This is a genomic window from Bradyrhizobium sp. B025 (assembly GCF_042257955.1).
GTDB classification, from domain to species: domain Bacteria; phylum Pseudomonadota; class Alphaproteobacteria; order Rhizobiales; family Xanthobacteraceae; genus Bradyrhizobium; species Bradyrhizobium diazoefficiens.
In genome coordinates this window covers 1627061-1644162 of record NZ_CP170150.1, presented here as the reverse complement: position 1 = coordinate 1644162, position 17102 = coordinate 1627061, and the positions used below count along the sequence as shown (strand labels likewise).

18 protein-coding genes and 1 tRNA gene are annotated in these 17102 nt (G+C 62.9%); 7 read left to right on the top strand and 12 right to left on the bottom strand.

Annotation, left to right across the window (positions count from 1 at the left end; genetic code table 11):
- Positions 1-21: 21 nt before the first annotated feature.
- The 3 genes from ACE10W_RS07605 to chpT all read right to left on the bottom strand — a co-directional run bounded on the left by ACE10W_RS07605 (position 22) and on the right by chpT (position 4274).
- A complete protein-coding gene (locus tag ACE10W_RS07605) occupies positions 22-492 on the bottom strand; it encodes a chemotaxis protein CheW (RefSeq protein ID WP_011084983.1) in 471 nt (156 codons plus the stop codon).
- Positions 493-573: 81 nt separating this feature from the next.
- Entirely contained in the window at positions 574-3423 is a 2850-nt protein-coding gene (locus ACE10W_RS07600) for a hybrid sensor histidine kinase/response regulator (protein ID WP_304550886.1), read from the bottom strand.
- Between the two features lie 197 nt (positions 3424-3620).
- The gene (gene chpT, locus ACE10W_RS07595; RefSeq protein ID WP_028176023.1) at positions 3621-4274 is read right to left on the bottom strand and encodes a histidine phosphotransferase ChpT; all 654 of its coding nucleotides are present in this window, start codon (positions 4272-4274) and stop codon (positions 3621-3623) included.
- A 185-nt stretch (positions 4275-4459) separates the two neighbouring features.
- Here chpT and cysQ point away from each other — a divergent pair, with 185 nt between their 5' ends.
- Positions 4460-5290: a 3'(2'),5'-bisphosphate nucleotidase CysQ gene (gene cysQ, locus ACE10W_RS07590; protein ID WP_028176024.1), complete on the top strand. Its 831-nt coding sequence runs from the start codon at positions 4460-4462 to the stop codon at positions 5288-5290.
- Here cysQ and ACE10W_RS07585 read toward each other — a convergent pair.
- Positions 5284-5769 (bottom strand): YHS domain-containing (seleno)protein, encoded by a 486-nt coding sequence (locus ACE10W_RS07585; RefSeq protein WP_304550885.1) that lies wholly within the window; start codon positions 5767-5769, stop codon positions 5284-5286. The two genes, cysQ and ACE10W_RS07585, sit on opposite strands and share 7 nt — an antisense overlap.
- Positions 5770-5908: 139 nt before the next feature.
- Between ACE10W_RS07585 and ACE10W_RS07580 the strand changes: the two genes are divergently transcribed.
- The 3 genes from ACE10W_RS07580 to ACE10W_RS07570 all read left to right on the top strand — a co-directional run bounded on the left by ACE10W_RS07580 (position 5909) and on the right by ACE10W_RS07570 (position 8165).
- Positions 5909-6514 (top strand): DUF1134 domain-containing protein, encoded by a 606-nt coding sequence (locus ACE10W_RS07580; RefSeq protein WP_028176026.1) that lies wholly within the window; start codon positions 5909-5911, stop codon positions 6512-6514.
- A 119-nt stretch (positions 6515-6633) separates the two neighbouring features.
- On the top strand, positions 6634-7932 hold the full coding sequence (locus ACE10W_RS07575) for a hypothetical protein (RefSeq protein WP_060910697.1): 1299 nt from the start codon (positions 6634-6636) through the stop codon (positions 7930-7932).
- Positions 7933-8090: 158 nt separating this feature from the next.
- A tRNA-Val gene (locus ACE10W_RS07570) sits at positions 8091-8165 on the top strand.
- 166 nt (positions 8166-8331) lie between these two features.
- Here the strand turns inward: ACE10W_RS07570 and ACE10W_RS07565 are convergent.
- Genes ACE10W_RS07565 through ACE10W_RS07555 form a run of 3 tightly spaced genes read right to left on the bottom strand, consistent with a single transcriptional unit; the run spans position 8332 to position 9924 of the window.
- A complete protein-coding gene (locus ACE10W_RS07565; RefSeq protein WP_304550884.1) occupies positions 8332-8784 on the bottom strand; it encodes a major capsid protein in 453 nt (150 codons plus the stop codon).
- Positions 8785-8824: 40 nt separating this feature from the next.
- On the bottom strand, positions 8825-9295 hold the full coding sequence (locus ACE10W_RS07560) for a hypothetical protein (RefSeq protein ID WP_304550883.1): 471 nt from the start codon (positions 9293-9295) through the stop codon (positions 8825-8827).
- On the bottom strand, positions 9292-9924 hold the full coding sequence (locus ACE10W_RS07555) for a hypothetical protein (protein ID WP_038967775.1): 633 nt from the start codon (positions 9922-9924) through the stop codon (positions 9292-9294). The genes ACE10W_RS07560 and ACE10W_RS07555 overlap by 4 nt, the downstream gene beginning before the upstream one ends.
- A 963-nt stretch (positions 9925-10887) precedes the next feature.
- On the opposite strand from ACE10W_RS07555, the gene ACE10W_RS07550 reads away from it, so the two are divergent.
- Entirely contained in the window at positions 10888-11982 is a 1095-nt protein-coding gene (locus tag ACE10W_RS07550) for a hypothetical protein (RefSeq protein ID WP_143279769.1), read from the top strand.
- Here ACE10W_RS07550 and ACE10W_RS07545 read toward each other — a convergent pair.
- The 5 genes from ACE10W_RS07545 to ACE10W_RS07525 form a co-directional block, all read right to left on the bottom strand.
- Positions 11929-12222: a hypothetical protein gene (locus tag ACE10W_RS07545; RefSeq protein WP_143279770.1), complete on the bottom strand. Its 294-nt coding sequence runs from the start codon at positions 12220-12222 to the stop codon at positions 11929-11931. The two genes, ACE10W_RS07550 and ACE10W_RS07545, sit on opposite strands and share 54 nt — an antisense overlap.
- A gap of 100 nt (positions 12223-12322) precedes the next feature.
- The gene (locus ACE10W_RS07540; protein ID WP_038945756.1) at positions 12323-12964 is read right to left on the bottom strand and encodes a hypothetical protein; all 642 of its coding nucleotides are present in this window, start codon (positions 12962-12964) and stop codon (positions 12323-12325) included.
- Entirely contained in the window at positions 12964-13341 is a 378-nt protein-coding gene (locus ACE10W_RS07535; RefSeq protein ID WP_038945757.1) for a VRR-NUC domain-containing protein, read from the bottom strand. Before ACE10W_RS07535 ends, ACE10W_RS07540 begins: the two co-directional genes overlap by 1 nt.
- Positions 13342-13468: 127 nt before the next feature.
- Positions 13469-14359: a DUF2971 domain-containing protein gene (locus ACE10W_RS07530; RefSeq protein ID WP_038945758.1), complete on the bottom strand. Its 891-nt coding sequence runs from the start codon at positions 14357-14359 to the stop codon at positions 13469-13471.
- A 669-nt stretch (positions 14360-15028) separates the two neighbouring features.
- The gene (locus ACE10W_RS07525) at positions 15029-15895 is read right to left on the bottom strand and encodes a hypothetical protein (RefSeq protein WP_038967772.1); all 867 of its coding nucleotides are present in this window, start codon (positions 15893-15895) and stop codon (positions 15029-15031) included.
- A 496-nt stretch (positions 15896-16391) separates the two neighbouring features.
- On the opposite strand from ACE10W_RS07525, the gene ACE10W_RS07520 reads away from it, so the two are divergent.
- The gene (locus ACE10W_RS07520; RefSeq protein ID WP_038967771.1) at positions 16392-16778 is read left to right on the top strand and encodes a hypothetical protein; all 387 of its coding nucleotides are present in this window, start codon (positions 16392-16394) and stop codon (positions 16776-16778) included.
- An 11-nt stretch (positions 16779-16789) separates the two neighbouring features.
- The gene (locus ACE10W_RS07515; RefSeq protein ID WP_028153904.1) at positions 16790-17053 is read left to right on the top strand and encodes a hypothetical protein; all 264 of its coding nucleotides are present in this window, start codon (positions 16790-16792) and stop codon (positions 17051-17053) included.
- Positions 17054-17102 lie beyond the last annotated feature (49 nt).

The following is a 17102-nucleotide window of genomic DNA, read 5'->3' as shown; positions in this document are numbered from 1 at the left end:
GTCGGCGGCAGTGCCGCCGTATCAGGCCGCCATCATCTCGGGCGCGAGCTCGAGGACGCGATCGACGTCGAGGACGACCATGAGCTGTCCGTCGAGGCGGTGGACACCGCCGGCGAGCTTGGCCATGCGGGGGTCGAGGTTGACGGGGTTTTCTTCCTTGCCGTCCTCGGGCAGGCGCAGCACCTCGCCGATCTGGTCGATCAGCAGGCCATAGGATTCGCCGCGCAGGTCGACACCGACCGCCATCGGCACCTTGCCGTCCTCGGGCCTCGGCAGGCCGAGGCGGGCGCGCATGTCGACCACGGTGACGATGCGGCCGCGCAGGTTGAGGACGCCGGCGATCTCGCGGGAGGACAGCGGAACGCGGGTGACGCGCTCGGGCATGAACACGTCCTGGACGCGGGAGATCGGCAGGCCGAACAGCTGGCCGCCGATCATCGCGGTGACGTATTCGACCATGGCGCCTTCGGTGGACTGGGTCTTGTTGGCCATCAGCGTATCTCCTGATCCCGCTTTTTCGTTTTGAGCATGATCTCGTCGGAAAACCGCTTCACACTTTTCCGGATCATGCTCTTACGCCGCTGCCCGGCTCAGCTCGGAGGCGCCGGCGGCGCCCGCGGTCTGCTCCTTCAGCGCCGCGATCAGACCGGGACGGTCGAACTTGGCGACATAGTCGTGGAAGCCGGCCTGACGGCCGCGCTCGATCGCCGCCGGCGACACCAGCGCGGACAGGCCGATGATCGGCATCGCGCCGAGATTGTTGTCGGAGCGGATCACCTCGGCGAACTCGAACCCGTTCATGTCGGGCATCTCGATGTCGGTCAGGACCACGTCGAAGCTCTGGGCGCGCAGCGCGGCCAGGCCCTCCTGCGCGGTCGGCGCGGTGCGGACGCGGTAGCCGGCGGCTTTCAGCACCGGCGCCAGCATGTTGCGGAAGAACGCGGAGTCGTCGACCAGCAGCACCGACTGCGAGTGCATCGACGGCTTCATCTCCTTGCGGGTGAACCAGTCGGCGAACGCCATCGGCAGGAAGTGGCCGACATCGATCACCTCGGTGGCCTGCCCCTTGATCACGGCCGAGCCCAGGATGCCCTGGCTGGAGCCGCCGACCTCGATGTTGAGGCGTTCCTCGACGATGTCGATGATCTCGTCGACGACGAGGCCCATGGAGCGGCCGTCGTCGGCGAACACCAGGATCGGCTGGGCGCCTTGGCTCGCAACAGTGACGCTCTCCATGGCGACGAGCGGCATCAGCTGCTCGCGGTACTGCACCATGTAGCGGCCGTTGCTGAACTCGATCTTGTCGGCGGGGAGCTCCTCCAGGCGCGTGACGAGCCCGAGCGGGACCGCCTTGGGCTGGGACGAGCCGGCGCGGAACACCAGCAGCGAGGTGGTCTGCTCGCCACTTCCGATGTGATGCGCCCCGTTCTCGTCGCCCATGTCATGGGCCGAGGAGCCGGCGGCACCCAGCGCCTTGGCAATGCCGTTGGGGTCGATGATCATGATGACGGCGCCATCGCCCAGGATGGTGTTGCCGGAGAACATGTCGATGTGACGCAGTTTTGTCGACATCGGCTTCACGACGATCTCTTCCGTATGGAAGACGCCGTCGACGACGATGCCGAAGGTCTGGCTGCCGACCTGCGTCACCACGATAAAACCGTTCTCGGGATCGCTGGCCGCGCCGTCGTCGATCTTGAGCAGCTTCTTCAAATGGATCAGCGGCAGCAGCTTGTTGCGCAGACGAAGAACAGCGGTGTCCTTGATGCGCTCGATGCGGTGCTCGCTGTTGGCGCGGGCCCGGACCAGCTCGACGACGGAGAGCTGCGGGATCGCGAAGCGGTCGCCGGCGGCTTCCACGATCAGCGCGGAGACGATGGCCAAGGTCAGCGGGATCTTGATGGTGACGCTTGAGCCCTCGCCGGCCACCGACTTGATGTCGATGGTGCCGCCGATCTGGTCGATATTGGTGCGCACCACGTCCATGCCGACGCCGCGCCCCGACACCGAGGTGATGGCGGCCGCGGTCGAGAAGCCCGGCGCGAAGATGAACTTGTGGATCTGGGCTTCGCTCATCTTCTCGAGCTCGGCCTCGGTGACGAGACCCGAGGAAATGGCCTTGGCCTTGATCCTCTCGGTGTTGAGGCCGCGGCCGTTGTCGGCGATGCAGATGATGATGTGGCCGCCCTCGTGATAGGCGGAGAGGCGGATGGTGCCCTGCTCGCCCTTGCCGGCCGCGAGGCGCTCAGCGGGGGTCTCCAGGCCATGGTCGGCGGAGTTGCGCACCATGTGGGTGAGCGGGTCCTTGATCAGGTCGAGCACCTGACGGTCGAGCTCGGTGTCGGCGCCGTGCATCTCCAGCTCGATCTGCTTGCCGAGTTCGCTCGACAGGTCGCGGACGATGCGGGGCAGCTTCTGCCAGGCATTGCCGATCGGCTGCATGCGCGTCTTCATGACGCCTTCCTGCAGCTCGGCGGTGACGTTGGAGAGGCGCTGCAACGGCACCTTGAACTCGGTGTCCTCGTTGCGGCGGGAGATCTCCAGCAGCTGGTTGCGGGTCAAGACCAGCTCGGAGACCATGGTCATCAGATGCTCCAGCGTATCCACGTTGACGCGGATCGACTGGTTGGCGATGCGGTCGCCCTCGGAGGCGCCCTCGTCGGCCATCGACTTCTTCGGCGCGGCCTTCTCCTTGGCGGCAGGCTTCGCAGCTTCCTTGGCAGCCTCTTTGGCAACAGGGGCCGGAGCCGGCGCGGGCTCAGCCTTGACCTCGGCCTTGGCAACGGGTGCGGGGATTGGGGCTTCGATCGCGGTCTCGCGGAAGGCGCGCTCGAGCTCGTCCAGCGACACCTCGCCCGGGCGCAGCGGGCGCTCCAGGGTCTGATCGATCAGTGAACCCGTGGTCATCTCCTTGGCCGGCGCAGCGGCGGCCGGAGCTTCCGGCACCAGCGGCGGGGCGTCTGCAACAGCAGTAGCGCTGCCAGCCGCCGGCATCGGCTGCGCCGAGCCTGACGCGATCGGCGAAGCCGACGCTGACATCGCCGCCATGCCCTGCTCGACCATCGCTTCCAGCTTGTCGATGAGATCGCGGTCGGTGCCCTCGGGCTCGGCTTCGGTCGCCTCGAGGCCGGCGAGGATCTCCTTGATGCGGTCGATCGAGGACAGGATCACCGTCACCGCCTGCCCCGTCACCGGCATGCCGTCACGGAACTTGCCCATCAGCGTCTCGCCGGCATGCGCCAGCGCTTCCAGTCGCGGCAAGCCGAGGAAGCCGCACGTCCCCTTGATGGTGTGGACCAGGCGGAAGATGTTATCCAGGATCTTGGCGTTGTTCGGCTCCTGCTCGAACTTCACCAGCTGATTGTCGACGGTGTCCAGGCTCTCGCTGGTCTCCGTCAAGAACTCCCGCAACAGATCATCCATGAAAACAGGCCTTCATACAGGGAGGGCGCGCACGAGGCGTGATGCGCCATTTCGGAATGAGGCCAGCTTCACCGCAAAGCGTTTAATAATGGTTGAGTATGTGGAAAAGAACGGAACCAACAAAGAGATAAGGCGCTCCGGACAAGCCGAAGCGCCTCGTAAAGATTCGATTAACGTCTTGAGAGCGATGCGCGCGTTTACGAAGCAGTAACGATGATGGCTGCGCCTTCCGGTGCCAGCGTCACGGTGAGCCCGCAGGCCTGCGCGAGCAGCCGCGTATAATAAGGCTGGATCGCGTGCGCATCCGCAGCGGGCCCGCGCTCGCCGCTCAGGAGCTCGGCGATGTTCTGCGGCAGGCGCGCGTTGTGTCCGGTCGCGGTGATGCGAAAGCTCATCGTCTCGCCCTCGCCGACCGGATCGATCGTCAGCGTACCGCCGCGCGGGATCGTATGCTGGGCCACGACCAGCATGTTGAGCAGCAGCTTGACGCGATTCTTCGGCAGCAGCAGCCGCGGCAGATTCCACGTGATCGTGCACTTGCCGTCCTCGATGTGGCCGCGCGCCATGGTCTGGGCATCGCCGAGGTCGATCTGGGCGCCGGAGGAGCCGGCCGCGCCGAAGGCGAGACGGCAGAACTGGAGGCGGGCGGAGGCCGTCTTGGCGCTCTTGCGAATCAGGTCGAGCGCGAACTCGCGGTCCTCGGGCTTGGGATCGTCGTCGAGCACTTCGAGCCCGTTGACGATGGCGCCGACGGGGCTGATGAGATCGTGGCAGACCCGCGAGCACAGCAGCGCGGCGAGTTCGAGCATATCGGGAGCAGTAACGGTCGCGGGCGACGAGGCGTCAGACATATAATGGGGTCCTGGAGGGTTCCTGGAATTGCACGGCGCTGGACGCCGCGAATCACGCATGCTTGACGGATGCTGCGGGTTCTAACATTCGCAAGCCTGCGGCAGCTAGCTTGCGATCGGTTCGGGGCGGCCATAAAGCCAGGGCGAATCAGTCGAGCAGGAACGGAATTGCCGATGAATGAGGCATGCAGGTGAAGCGGATCATCGACGGCGCGGCCGCATCCGACCTGATGGAGCCGCTCACCGCGCTGGTGGTGAAGGCGGGCGAAGCGATCCTCGCGGTCAACCGCGCGGCGATGCGGGTCGACGGCAAGCAGGACGGCTCGCCGGTGACCGAGGCCGACCTTGCCGCCGACCGCGTCATTGCGGACGGCCTGGCGCAGCTCGCGGGCGACATCCCGACGCTGTCGGAGGAACGGACCCAGCTCGCCGCTCCGCCGTTCCGCGACAGCTTCTTCCTGATCGATCCGCTCGACGGCACCAAGGAGTTCGTGGCCGGCCGTGACGAGTTCACCGTCAACCTCGCCCTCGTCACTCACGGGGTGCCGCTGCTCGGCATCGTCAGCGCACCCGCACTCGGGCTGCTCTGGCGCGGCATCGTCGGCCGCGGCGCCGAGCGCGTCAGATTTGACGGCGCTACCATCGGTGCCGCCGAGCCGGTCCATACCCGCAAGCTGCCGGCGCCGGGCGAGCCCTGGGTCGCGGCGGTGAGCCGCTCGCACGGTGATCCCAAAAGCGAAGCGTTCATCGACAACAGGCCCAATGCCGTCAGAAGGACGGTCGGCTCGGCCGTGAAATTCGGCCGGATCGCGGAAGGCAGCGCCGACATCTATCCCCGCTTCGGGCCCACTTCGGAGTGGGATGTCGGGGCCGGCTGCGCGGTCGTGACCGCGGCCGGCGGCAAGGTCACCGACGGCAAGGGCGGCGAGATCCTGTTCGGCCAGCGGCAGGACACCGGCTTCATCATCCCGGAGTTCATCGCCTGGGGCGACCCGCAGGCGGTAGACCGCTACTGACTGAGCTGCTCCTGAAGCGCCGGCCAGCGCTTGCCGACTTCGTAGAGGAAGCGCTCCGGATTGGCGGCGAAGGCGTCGCGATTGGCCTCCCGGCTGAACAGGTAAAGTCGCTGCGCCACGATCGCGAAGAAGCGGGGGTTGCCGGCGATGGTGACGCCGCGGGCGATGTCGGCAGGGTCATAGCCGCCGAACTGCGGCCCATAGATCTCGGGATGGGCCAGGAAGGAGGCCCGGTTGCCCTCGTTCCGGAAGCGCCAGACCGCACCCCAGAGGTTCGCTTCGAACTCAGCCGTCCCCTGCACGGCGCTGCCATCGACGAAATAGGCGACGGGATCGAAGCCCTCGATGGCGACGCCGCTGAAGCGGTTGACGACGATCCGTTCGGTGGTGGCAGCCTGGGCGGGCAACCATGCGCAGGCCATCAAAATGCCCGCCAGCAGGCAGACGAGGCGGCCGATCAAGGCAATTCCGGGGCGCAAAGGGCTATCTTCCTGCCGTTGTGCCGTCATAGTTGCTGCGGATAACATCCGAGTCGAGGGGACATCCGGCGCAACCTAGAGCCGTGCCTGTTGGCGTCAGGTTAAGGAAGCGATCGGATTCGATACCAGGGGTTCTTTTATGACTTTCGCATCACGCCTTGCTGCGCTCGCGCTCGCCGCGATGGTCGGCTGGATCGTGCCGGCCTCCGCCCAGCAGGCGCCGCCGCCCAACCTGCCGCCGCCGCAGCGGACCCCGACGCCCACCACCTATGGGCCGGACGAGCTCGTGACCGCCGGCCACCGCTTCTTCGGCAACGTCTCGCGCGGGCTCGCCTCGATCATCGAGAAGGCGGTCAGCCAGTGGGGCCTGCCGAACGGCTATATCCTGGGTGAGGAAGGCTCCGGCGCCTTCGTCGCCGGCCTGCGCTATGGCGAAGGCACGCTCTACACCAAGAACGCCGGCGACCTGCGCGTCTACTGGCAGGGCCCCTCGCTCGGCTTCGACTGGGGCGGCGACGGCGCGCGCACCATGACGCTGGTCTACAACCTGCCCGCCACCAACGCGATCTACCAGCGCTTCGCCGGCCTCGACGGCTCGGCCTATATCATCGGCGGCTTCGGCATGACGGCGCTCACCGCCAACAACATCGTGCTGGTGCCGATCCGCTCCGGACTCGGCCTGCGGCTGGGAGCCAATATCGGCTACCTGAAGTACACGCCGCGCGCGACCTGGAACCCGTTCTAGGACTCCTTCCACCGGTCCAATTCCGGATTCACGTTAACAACAGGGCGGGGCTGGCTTTTTGCCGGCCCGCCATGCATTGTCGTTGGTAAATTTTTCCTTAGCTTTGGGAGTTCTGGCCCATGGTCGAACCGATCATGTACCTGGCGATCGGTTTCCTGCTCGCGATGCTGTGCGGGCTTGCCATCGTGCCGCTGGTGCATAACCGCGCGGTGCGCCTGACCACGCGCCGGCTCGAGGCCGCCACCCCGCTGTCGATGGCCGAGATCCAGGCCGACAAGGACCAGCTCCGCGCCGAATTCGCCATGTCGGCGCGCCGGCTCGAGATGAGCGTCGACCAGCTCAAGAACAAGACCACGAGCCAGCTCGCCGAGCTCGGCAAGAAGAGCGATGCCATCAACCGCATGAAGATCGAGCTCGGCGAGAAGAACGCCACGATCTTCGCGCTGGAGGCGCGCGAGAAGGCGGTGAAGGAGCAGCTCCGCGCCACCGAAGAGGAATTCAGCGCCAAGACCGAAGCATTGCGCGGCGCCGAGAATGCGCTGACCGACAAGCAGAACGAGCTGGCAAAGATCAACTCCGAACTGTCCAACCGCTCGATGATGGCGGAGAGCCGCCAGGTCGAGCTGGTCGCGGTGCGCGCGCAGATCGAGGAATTGAAGAACCGCGTCGGCGATGCCGAGAAGGAGTTTGCCGCAACGCAGGCGCGGCTGACGCAGGAGCGAACCGAATCCGAGACCGCCTCGCGCGAGCTCGGCGATGCGCGCGGCCGCGTCGAGAATCTGAGCCAGCGCGTCAACGAGCTCGATCGCCAGCTCATCGTGCAGGTGAAGGAGGCCGAGATGCTCTCGGGCCGCGTCGCCGACCTCGAGGGACGCCTCGCCACGCAAGGCAAGCTGCTCGCCGAGCGCGACTACGAGAACAACCAGCTCCGCCAGGCCAGCGAGGGCTCCGAGCGCACAATCAAGGAGCTCCGCGTCGAGATCGCCGCCTTGAGCGGCGGCAAGTCGTCGGCCGCCATGGAATCGCTGCGCGCGGAAAAGGCCGCGCTGGAGGAGCAGCTCCGCACCGCGCGCGACGAGCGCGCCAAGCTCCAGCGCGACATCAACGCGATCCAGCAGCAGGCGGAAAGCTCCTGGGCGACCGAGCGCATGGAGAACGCGTTGCTGCGTGAGCGCATCAACGACATCGCCGCCGAGGTCGCAAAGCTGGCGATGCAGCTCGAAGGCCCGAACTCGCCGATCGAGGCGCTGCTTGCGGCCGAGGCCGGCCAGCCGCCGAAGCCGGCGCCGCGCCCGGCCAACGACGCCGCCAGCAACGGCGCGGCCGCAGGCACCCTGCCCGAGGGCGGCGGAACGCTGGCCGAGCGTATCCGCGCGCTCCAGGCCCACGCCTCCCGCGCCCGCCAGCAGGGTGCGTAAGCGGGCCGAAACCCGGCTTCACCGCTGGATTGCGTGATCTACGGAAGGTTTTCGGGCCGGAGGACGCCTCGAAACTTGACACCTTCGGCCCGCACTTCTAAATCGCGGGCTCTGATGCGCTGGCCGGCCGAAAGTCCGGCCGTCGGCATGATGGTCCCGGGCGCATAGCTCAGCGGGAGAGCGTTCCCTTCACACGGGAGAGGTCCAAGGTTCGATCCCTTGTGCGCCCACCACGCAAGACCCTCAAATCACTCACTAATTTAGTCTGACACTGGGATGCCAGAGAGCGCTAAAGCGTTTCTGAGAGTAGGACAGAGTAAGAACATCCGTGCATTCCCGTGCATTATCCGTGCAAAATCCGCGCAGCTTGTTCTCTCGTTGTTCACACCCGCACCACAGTCAATTCGGGTTCTTGGCTTTATTCTTTGATTGCGGGGGCTCGGAATGGCGCTTCCGATAAAGCTCAGCTTGTTGTTTCTCAAACTCCAATTGGCGCTGAAGTTCGCGGTCGGTCGATTGTTGGAGTTGAAGACGCTGTTGCTCAAGCTGCAACTGCTGCATCTCAATCTGCTGCCTCTGAAGCTCCAACTGCTGAAGGTTGAAGACGCGCTTGTCCTTGATGTAGGCCGGGGCGAGCGACTGAGTCTTGTAGCCCTTCTCGCGGATCACCTTGCCCGCGACGATGGGCGAGACAAGCGGCGAGATCAGGCGACGACCCTTCACCGAGTCAAACTTGATGTCTTCGGTGTTGGAGGTCTCGGCGGTCGTGAAGAACGTGTTGAGGAAGAACGCCGGGTTGAGCGGCAGTTCCTCGACAACACGGTTGAGGGCGGTGGTCGAAAAGAGGTCCATAGTGAGGGCTTCCCGTTTGCTTTCTTCGAGGTTGTCTCGGTTAGCCCATCGGCTTAACGAGCCAGATCGACTTCGTGCGGAAGACCGCATCCACCGATCCGAGGGTGTGTCCGGCGCCGAGGATCAGCTTTTCCTGATCGACTTCGCCAGCGATGTAGACGATGGCCTCGAACACGACGCGTTTCGGCGCGCCCATGTAGAGCTTGTCGGTCTCCGTCCCGATCCAGAACTCGGAGCCCATCCAATCGCGGCCCCAATGACCGCCCAGCCCTTCCATTGCATGGCGCGGCGACTTGCCGCCCAGCCAGGGCGTCGGCAGTTCCTTGAGATCGCCGTCGATCATGCGCTCGATGGTGGCTTCGTCGCAGCGCCGGTAGCGCAGGTAGGCGCGCAGCATGTCCTTCAGCGCGCCAGCGAACCGGCCGCGTACAAAGCCGTGATTTTCGATGAGATGGCGGGCCACGGTGGTTTTGCCGGACCCGATAAGGCCCTTGAGGCCGATAACGATCATGCTGCGATTGCTCCGATTTGGAGCGTTACGGTCTCAGACCGGATGTTGTCGTTCGAGGCCGTTCCGGTATCCCCATCGTCATCGAGCCCCGCCCAGGGGTCGAAAGGCAGCGCGTCGGCTGCCCCGTACTCGCCGCCGAGCCGCGTCTTGACCATGTGGCAGTTGGCGCAAAGAACCTGCGCGTTGTCGGTCTTCCCGCTCAAAATCTCACGGCAGAACGCAGCGGAGTCGTGCGCCTTGATGCCGTTGGTGCGTCGCTTCACAGGCTTGATGTGATCAAGCTGCAAACAGAGCATGTCGTCGTGGCCGCACCACGCGCATCGCCCTCCGAGAAAACTGATCGCGTTGGCCCGCAACTGAGCGCGTCCGCGTTGATCGATATTGCCTTCCTCGATCTCCCTCTTAACGGCGATCACAGCCTCGACATTGCTGCGGAACAGCCGCGTGACCAGACAAGCGAGCGACTGTTTCTTCAGGTATGACCGGAGGCACGCCTTCTCGTTTTTTTCGGCCCGCTTGGCTGGATTCCGGCGGTAGTAATCGGCAATCCAGGTCGCAGCCTGCCGCTTCTGCTCGTCAGTACGCACCGGCCGCCTGTTGCGGACCACCCTCTTTCTGATCTCTTCCACTTCGCCTCTCCCGCGATGAGGCGATACGGTCTCAATCGGTATTGTTTCTTTCGAGCGTGTTTCGGTCTCCCTTCCGCCTCGCCGGACCGGCGACGGACCAAAACATCAATTTCGCCTTTGGAAATTGCCAACCGGATGTTTTCCGGGGGCAGGCCGGGGGGGGTGGAACCCCCTGCTCTACAACCGATCCGAGAACAGAAAGTCACTTTTGAAATTTTATATCTGCCAGGGGTCAGTGGTCGCGCGTCACCCGAATGGGGGAAGGGCCCTGGAAGGACCCAGTTACAATCTGTGAGATGTTCGAAGCTGGCAGCAGGTGCGAGAAGCTAGATCATGGGGAAGACGCTGACTCCTAGCGATGTCGGTTCCCAGGCTGGCCTTTGCGACCGCTGCGAGACATCTCTACGTCAGGTTCTAGAAAGCTTGCCGCAGTAGGGGACCTACGCAGGTAATCTTGAACACGAGGCTGACATGGACCGGCAGAACTTCGATCCATCTAATGTGCCAGCTGGGTCGCTAGCGCGGCACGCCGTTTCGGAAGAGCCGCAGGCGGGCCAAGCCGGTCAATTTGAGCAGCACGTGGCGCAGGCAAGCCAGGCCGCTTACGTTGCCAGCGGGCACCGGTCCCCAGCGAAGCACGCATGTAACGATGTCCAACAATCCCTTGGCGAAAGGACGGATGCAAGCGCCGGGAGCAATCTCCTGCAAAGCGAAGGGGTCCTTATCAATCATGAGCGTGACGCGGCTCAATCGAGAGCAGCGAAGAGACGGAGGACGCTGCCCGATCTTGAAGAGGTTGTGATATACCGACAGTCAAGCGCGAACGCCGCTTCGGGAGAAAGTAGCGGTGCGCCGCGGGTTGCCTCAACAGGCGTTAGAATCCGGGGGCATTCGGACGAGCGGCCTCTTTATGCCGAGGATGCTGCCCTCCTGAGGCTTGAGCACGCCCTCATGGAGGGCGGCATGAGTAGCAGAACGGCGCATGAGCATGGAAGCCGCCTGATTGATTATAGCCGTTGGCTGTTCGAAAATAACCGACCGAGCATTGTTGCTCGGCTGGACAGCAAGTCGCTGATCGACGACGGCGCCATACACAAGTACACTGGAGGGCGTAGTGCGATTCTCCTTAAATCCATAGATCATTTCCGGACCTTTCGGGCGACAGGAAGACCCGTCGTGCGTGCAGTGCGCCGTAGCGCTGAGCGCAATCATTCCTTCCAGAACGCGCTCATCAACCCCGAAACCGCGGTGCAGATGAAACCGCAGCGCATTGACGACACCGTTGGCAGCAGGGGCCATGGCTATCGTGACACCAGTCATTTAGTTTCTCGCGAGGACCCTCCGGGAGTGCTGGATCATCTCGATGAACAAGCCATGCCGTCGGCAGTCTCCGACCCTTCAGAGGAGCTTCAGCGACTGGAAAATCAGTTGCAAGACGAGCGTCACGCACTGGGAGACAATCATCCTGCTCCGTCGTTTTCCATCGATCCGGAAGAGTTTACTTTGGATCGCGAACTGTTCTCTCCAGAGGAGCTTCGGGAATGGCTAGATGATCAACCCGTGCCGTCTCCTTTCATTCAGGAGCAAACCGCATTCCATTCAGAGCACCTCCCGCAAGGGGAGCTTGAGCGAGTGCTGGGTCATCTGGATGATCAAGCGATGCCCTCGGCAGTCTCCGTTCCTTCAGAGGAGCTTCAGCGACTGGAAAAACAGTTGAATGACGAGCTTCACGGACTAGGAGACAAGCATCCTGCTCTGTCGTTCTCCATCGATCCGGAAGAGTTTACTTTTAATCCCGAGCAGTTCTCTCCAGGGGAGCTTCGGCGACTGCTTGATGCCGAATCCGCAGAGGAGCTTCAGGAAAGGCCAGATGATCACCCCGCCCCGTCGGCTTTCATTCAGGAGCAAGCCGCATTCCATTCAGAGCAGCTCCCTCAGGGGGAGCTTCGGCGAGTGCTGGATCATCTGGATGATCAAGCCATGCCGTCGCCAGTCTCCGTTCCTTCAGAGGAGCTTCAGCGACTGGAAAAACAGTTGAATGACGAGCTTCACGGATGACGGGACAATCATGCACTCGATGCGCCATCCACGCATGTAGCGAATAATCGGCGCGACATTGCCTGACACGATCCCGTCGATGACGTCCGCCCCAGCACAGTAATGCGGCGCGCTGATCCTTAGCAGGCCCGAGGTCTTGGTCGAAGGGGCTGACATCGCTGGTATGGCCCTAGTCCGAGTTGTTTGCATTTTCTGCAAAGAGATATCTTGGTCGCTGTGCAGTTCGTCGGTCAGAGCCATGGGGACCGTCGTGCTCAAGATCGCGAAGATCGCGAGCGCGAGTAGAACCGTGCGTCGCCTACGTCCGAGGGGGGTGGGAGTCATTTCGCTCATGGCCCCTCTATCGCGTCGCTGCATTGACCACTGCCCGATAGAAGTGCTGCGGGAAGCGCGCCTGGACGACGCCGGACACGGTCCCGAGGAAATCCCAATGCTCATTGATCGTCGCGCTTCCTTGCAGCACGGCGAGCGTTTGCAGCGGCAGACGCTTCTTCGTGCGACGACGCACGATCAGCACCTTGCCGTTGCTCACGATCTGGAACGTCTTCCGCTTCTGACCGTCCATGCGCTTCAACTGGCGACGCACCACGGTATGCACCGGGGCGCTACCAATCGATCCGTAGGGTTTGATCAGGATGCCGCCGGTGGCGAGACGGCCGCTGCTATTGCGCTTCGGGTGGATCGATAGGGCGTTGTCGGGATACTTCTCCTTGCCCGCACCGATCACATGGCGCTCCATGTACTTGTCGATGCTGCCGACGACTGACGTGAGATTGCCGCCGTTCGCCGGACGAATGCGGATGCCGCTGACCACCCAAGGGCGACGCAGGACGAAGATGCCTGGGATTTGGACGCGCAACGCTTGCTGCGCGTCCTGCGCGGTGAAGGTCAGCGCCTTGGCAGTCGCGGTGTTGATACTGCGATCTCGAAGCTGATCGAGTTGGTCGAGCATCCCCTTCGTGAGCGTGAGCGTGATCTGCACTACAGATAGCTCCGCACGATCCGCTCGACTTCGTCCGCGAGCTCTTCCGGGGTGGCAGCCTTCGCCGTGATCACGATGAAGCCCAGGTCGGTCAGCTTCTTGTGCCGATCCTTCTGATTTTTCGAGCGCGATCCCGTGGGAGTCTTCACTTCGATGCTGAGCAGCACGCCGCCGGTGACATAAACGCGAACGTCGGGCTCGCCCGCCGTAAGGCCCGTTACCTTGGCTTCCATGCGCTCGCGTCGCGAACGCTTCGCTCGGTTCATGTCACCGGCACAGGTGAGCGGATACCCGTCGTCTTCGAGCGCGTGAAGGCGAGCGATGACCGCCGCCTGATAGCGCCACTCAGGGATGTCGTTGACGATGCGAGTTTCCATGCGCGAATGCTCGCGCGGTTGGATGCGCAGGTCGAGACCAGTTCGGCAGCCGCAACGCGTCGCTCGCTTCGGGAAAAAGGGCCATAAAGAGCGCCCCTGAACCAACTCTTCGTAGAAGCACAGGCGTTCAGTCTGCTAGATAGGGTATCGCCGACCGCTTGATCGTGAGACGCATGCTGTGTGAAGCCAATAGAGCGTCCACCGCGCAGGTCTGCTGATGCGCCAAAGCGGGACCAATGATGATTTCCTCGATGCCACAGTTATTGGGGTGCGTGGCTGCATTGTTGATGACGACCTTGTTAAACTGACAGGCACGGTAAGGAACTAAACCGGCTGGTGAGAAGCGCGTCTTTAGTCCAGCGGGCCAGGAAACACCAACCCAAACCAGGCGCCGCTCGCGCTCCTCTTGGAAGTGCCCGTTCTTGAGAACGAGAGCTGTCTTCAGTGCATGCGACCACCATGTCTTGACTTGTGCGCGGGCGCCCTCCGGCTCATCCGTCCCTTCCAACAAGCGGTCGATGAGCAGGGTTACTGCCCCATCAGCCGCCGCTCGTTGGCTCTCTGGGTCATAGAGGACGGGCGTGATATCAAATCCCTGCGCCGCGGCGTTCTTCAAAAGCCAGTCTGCGTTGAATCCGATCGAGAAGCCTTGTCCACGATTGTAGCCTCGCCATTGCGAGAGCAGATCGCCTTTAGACGTCAATGACCCGACGAACCCATGAATTTCGTCACTGTGTTGACGAAACAGTGCGATCGTCTCCCAGGCAAGCGATGAGAGTTCTCTGATTTCGGCGCCGCGACGGTCGAGGGCCTCGATCACGATCTTCCAGCCGTGCTGAAACTCCGACGTGTCGTTGAGGAAGCGGTAGTGTGAGGTCCACAGCGATCTGCTGGCTATGATGCCATGTAAACCTGCGGCGGACGTGTAGTGGTACAAAGGCATTATTTCCTCGAGTTCGGCCTCGTGCTTTGCGACTTCTGCTCCGGGGTCGTACGCGGTAATGTCGGGTCTGATCATGAGATTTCCGCTTGGCCGTCACAACCTAACAATTTGCCCATAAGGCGCATTCTTGTGGACGTCCATCTGGTCTCTCCTCGGAGCACTGAAGCTTCGCAACCTCAGCTCCCCGGTTCAGACCAGATGGACAACCTCCTGAAACACCACACAGCCTACTAATCCTGGCAGGTTCTCCACGCCCCCTCTCCCGGTAAAATCCACTTTATCCTGTGGTGTGACCACCCTCACGGGAAGGCCGGGTGGTTGGCCTGTTGTTGCGAGGCTGACTACTGAAGTTAGCGGCACGTGATAGGGACAGCGCTTTCCGTCCTCCAGCGGTGAGCGTTCAGACTCACGTTGCCGCTAACTTCCCCGGCAGCGTGGGCGCGGTAGGACGTCGTCTGCCGTCAGTGCTAGGGCGCTCGCCGAATGATCCCCCCCGGTCAGCTTCTTCCGCTGCTTGAGGCTGACCGTGGTGAAGTTAGCGGCGCGTGGTAGGGACAGCGCTTCCGACAAGGCGCCGAGTCACGTGCCGCTAACTTGTACTATGGGTCCGAATGGGCATTGACAATCAACACTCCAAACCTTCGCTCGTCGAGCTTTGATCGGCACATCACATCCCTGCGGTCGCAAGCGCTTGCGGTGCTTGCAGCCAACGCGGCTCGCGCGGCCGATCAGCCTATGTGCCTATCAGATCGCTAAGTCGCGACAATAAAGTAGCCGGCCACCCTCGCCGATCACCGGCTCGCCGTACTTGCGCATAAAGTACCGCGTTCCCGTGCGTCCGCGATCCGACATGCGGACCACTGCCGAGTGGATCGCGCCCATGTTCTCGAACATCTCGCCGATCTGCGTGACGCGGTCGCGAGCGATCTTGCCCTTGTTCACGATCTCATAGACGGCAATGCCTGATGCGCCAGCGGCGTCGATGTAGGACATCATGCGCTCTTCGTCGGTCAGGTTCTTCGAGAGCCGGGTCTTCGCCACGGGCTGCACGACGAACTGCTCTGAGCCAGCCATGGCAAGGTCGGGCTGCGTCTGCGCGACGACGGGCATCGTGTGCGGCCTATCGAGCCATAGCGCGTCACGGAGCGCCGCAATGGGGATGGAGGGGTGTTCCTTGGCGAACGTCCGGCAGAGCGCCATCAGGTTCGTCGCCTCGACCGCGATGGCGAAGTTGATCTCGGCCTTGACCGCCTGGTTCTCATTCCATGCCCCGCCGGGATCGCGACTGAGCAACAGCCTGATCTTCAGGAACGTCGGATGCGCCTGGGTGAGGAAGCCCGCCAGTTGCGGGTCGATCAACGGCGGCTGCTCGACTCCCCTCGCCTTCGGCCGACCTCGACCGGGACGCATCGCCGCCGGGAAGACCCTGCCGTGCCCAGCGCGCATCGAGAGCCAGATCATCCGCTTCCGGTGCAGATACCGAGCGATGGCCTCTGCCTCGCTAGGATGGCACGGCAAGGCGTTGGCGAAGCCAACGAAGGACCATCCATCGTCCGGTACGTTGAGGAACGCCGCCTTGGAGTCCCACTGCGACATGACCTTCCTGCGCATCGGATAATATCAACTCCATCCGTCGAAATGACGGACACATCCGTCATCGGGCAAAACATCAACTGCCGGTTAGAGGGGTTTCGCCCCTATATATAGTAGTAACCACCTACAGACATATCTTCTACCGAATATATTACAAGTATATATTACTACTATATATATAGGAGAAACCCTTCAATGGTCGGCCAGAGCCTATCGAAAATGAGGGGTTTAGTTTTGCGACGGTATTCCTCGAAAACCCAACCCCCCCTCAAAAGATAATATGGAGTTGGTGATTTCCATGCGCGAGATCGGCTTGCTCTCAACCGCTGGCTAACCATCGGCCTGCGGCCATCCGTCAACATCCCTATCGAAACCCTTGCTCGACGGATCATCCATCGTGTATCCGTTGATTCCAGCGGACCCGGCCTGATTCAGGCCGGACGGGACGGGAAATCCACACCGCACATCTCCGATCTGAAAACCGCCCTTCGGGGCGAACGGGAGAGCTTTGTCTATGTCTCAGAACTATCCGAACACGCCGGGATCGAAGGGCGGTGGCGCTTCGAAGGACGCCGCCGAGAAGGTCGTCAGCCGGGCAGCGATGCTCCGCATCGCGATCATCGAACTGATGCTCAACGGCTACCGCCTGACGGCGGACGAGATCGCCAAGCAACTGAAGGAAAGCGTCCTCGCGATCCGTCCCCGCGTCTCGGAACTCGTCAAGCTCGGCACGCTCGTCAAGCTGACCGACCGCAAAACGAACATCAGCGGCATGTCGGCTCACGTCCTGCGCCACAAGGACAGCCTGACCGCCGTCGATCTCCCCCAGGCGATCCACGCAAAGCCGCGTCGCTCCGCGCCGCGGGCAATGTACTCCGACCAGAACGCCTTGTTCGGTTGAGGGGGAGCGCCATGAACGCCATCGGCTACGAAGAGGGAATGTTGGTCCGCCGGGCGCTCGGCCTCGAACGCTCGCGCGCCGTCTGCCGCAACCGCGTCGCCGTCCACTCCAACGGCAGCGACATCAAGCTCGCGCAGAGCCTCGCCGACAAGGGCGTGATGATCCGCACCCCGCGCGCCGACTACGGCTCGATGAAGGTCTTCAGCGTCACGCCGGAAGGCGCACGCGCGGTCGGCAAGAAGCTGCCGCCCGACCACACGCCCCTCGCCCACTGACCCCCTCCAACCTGCAAGCGATCCTTGCAGGTTCACCCTCCCATGAAAG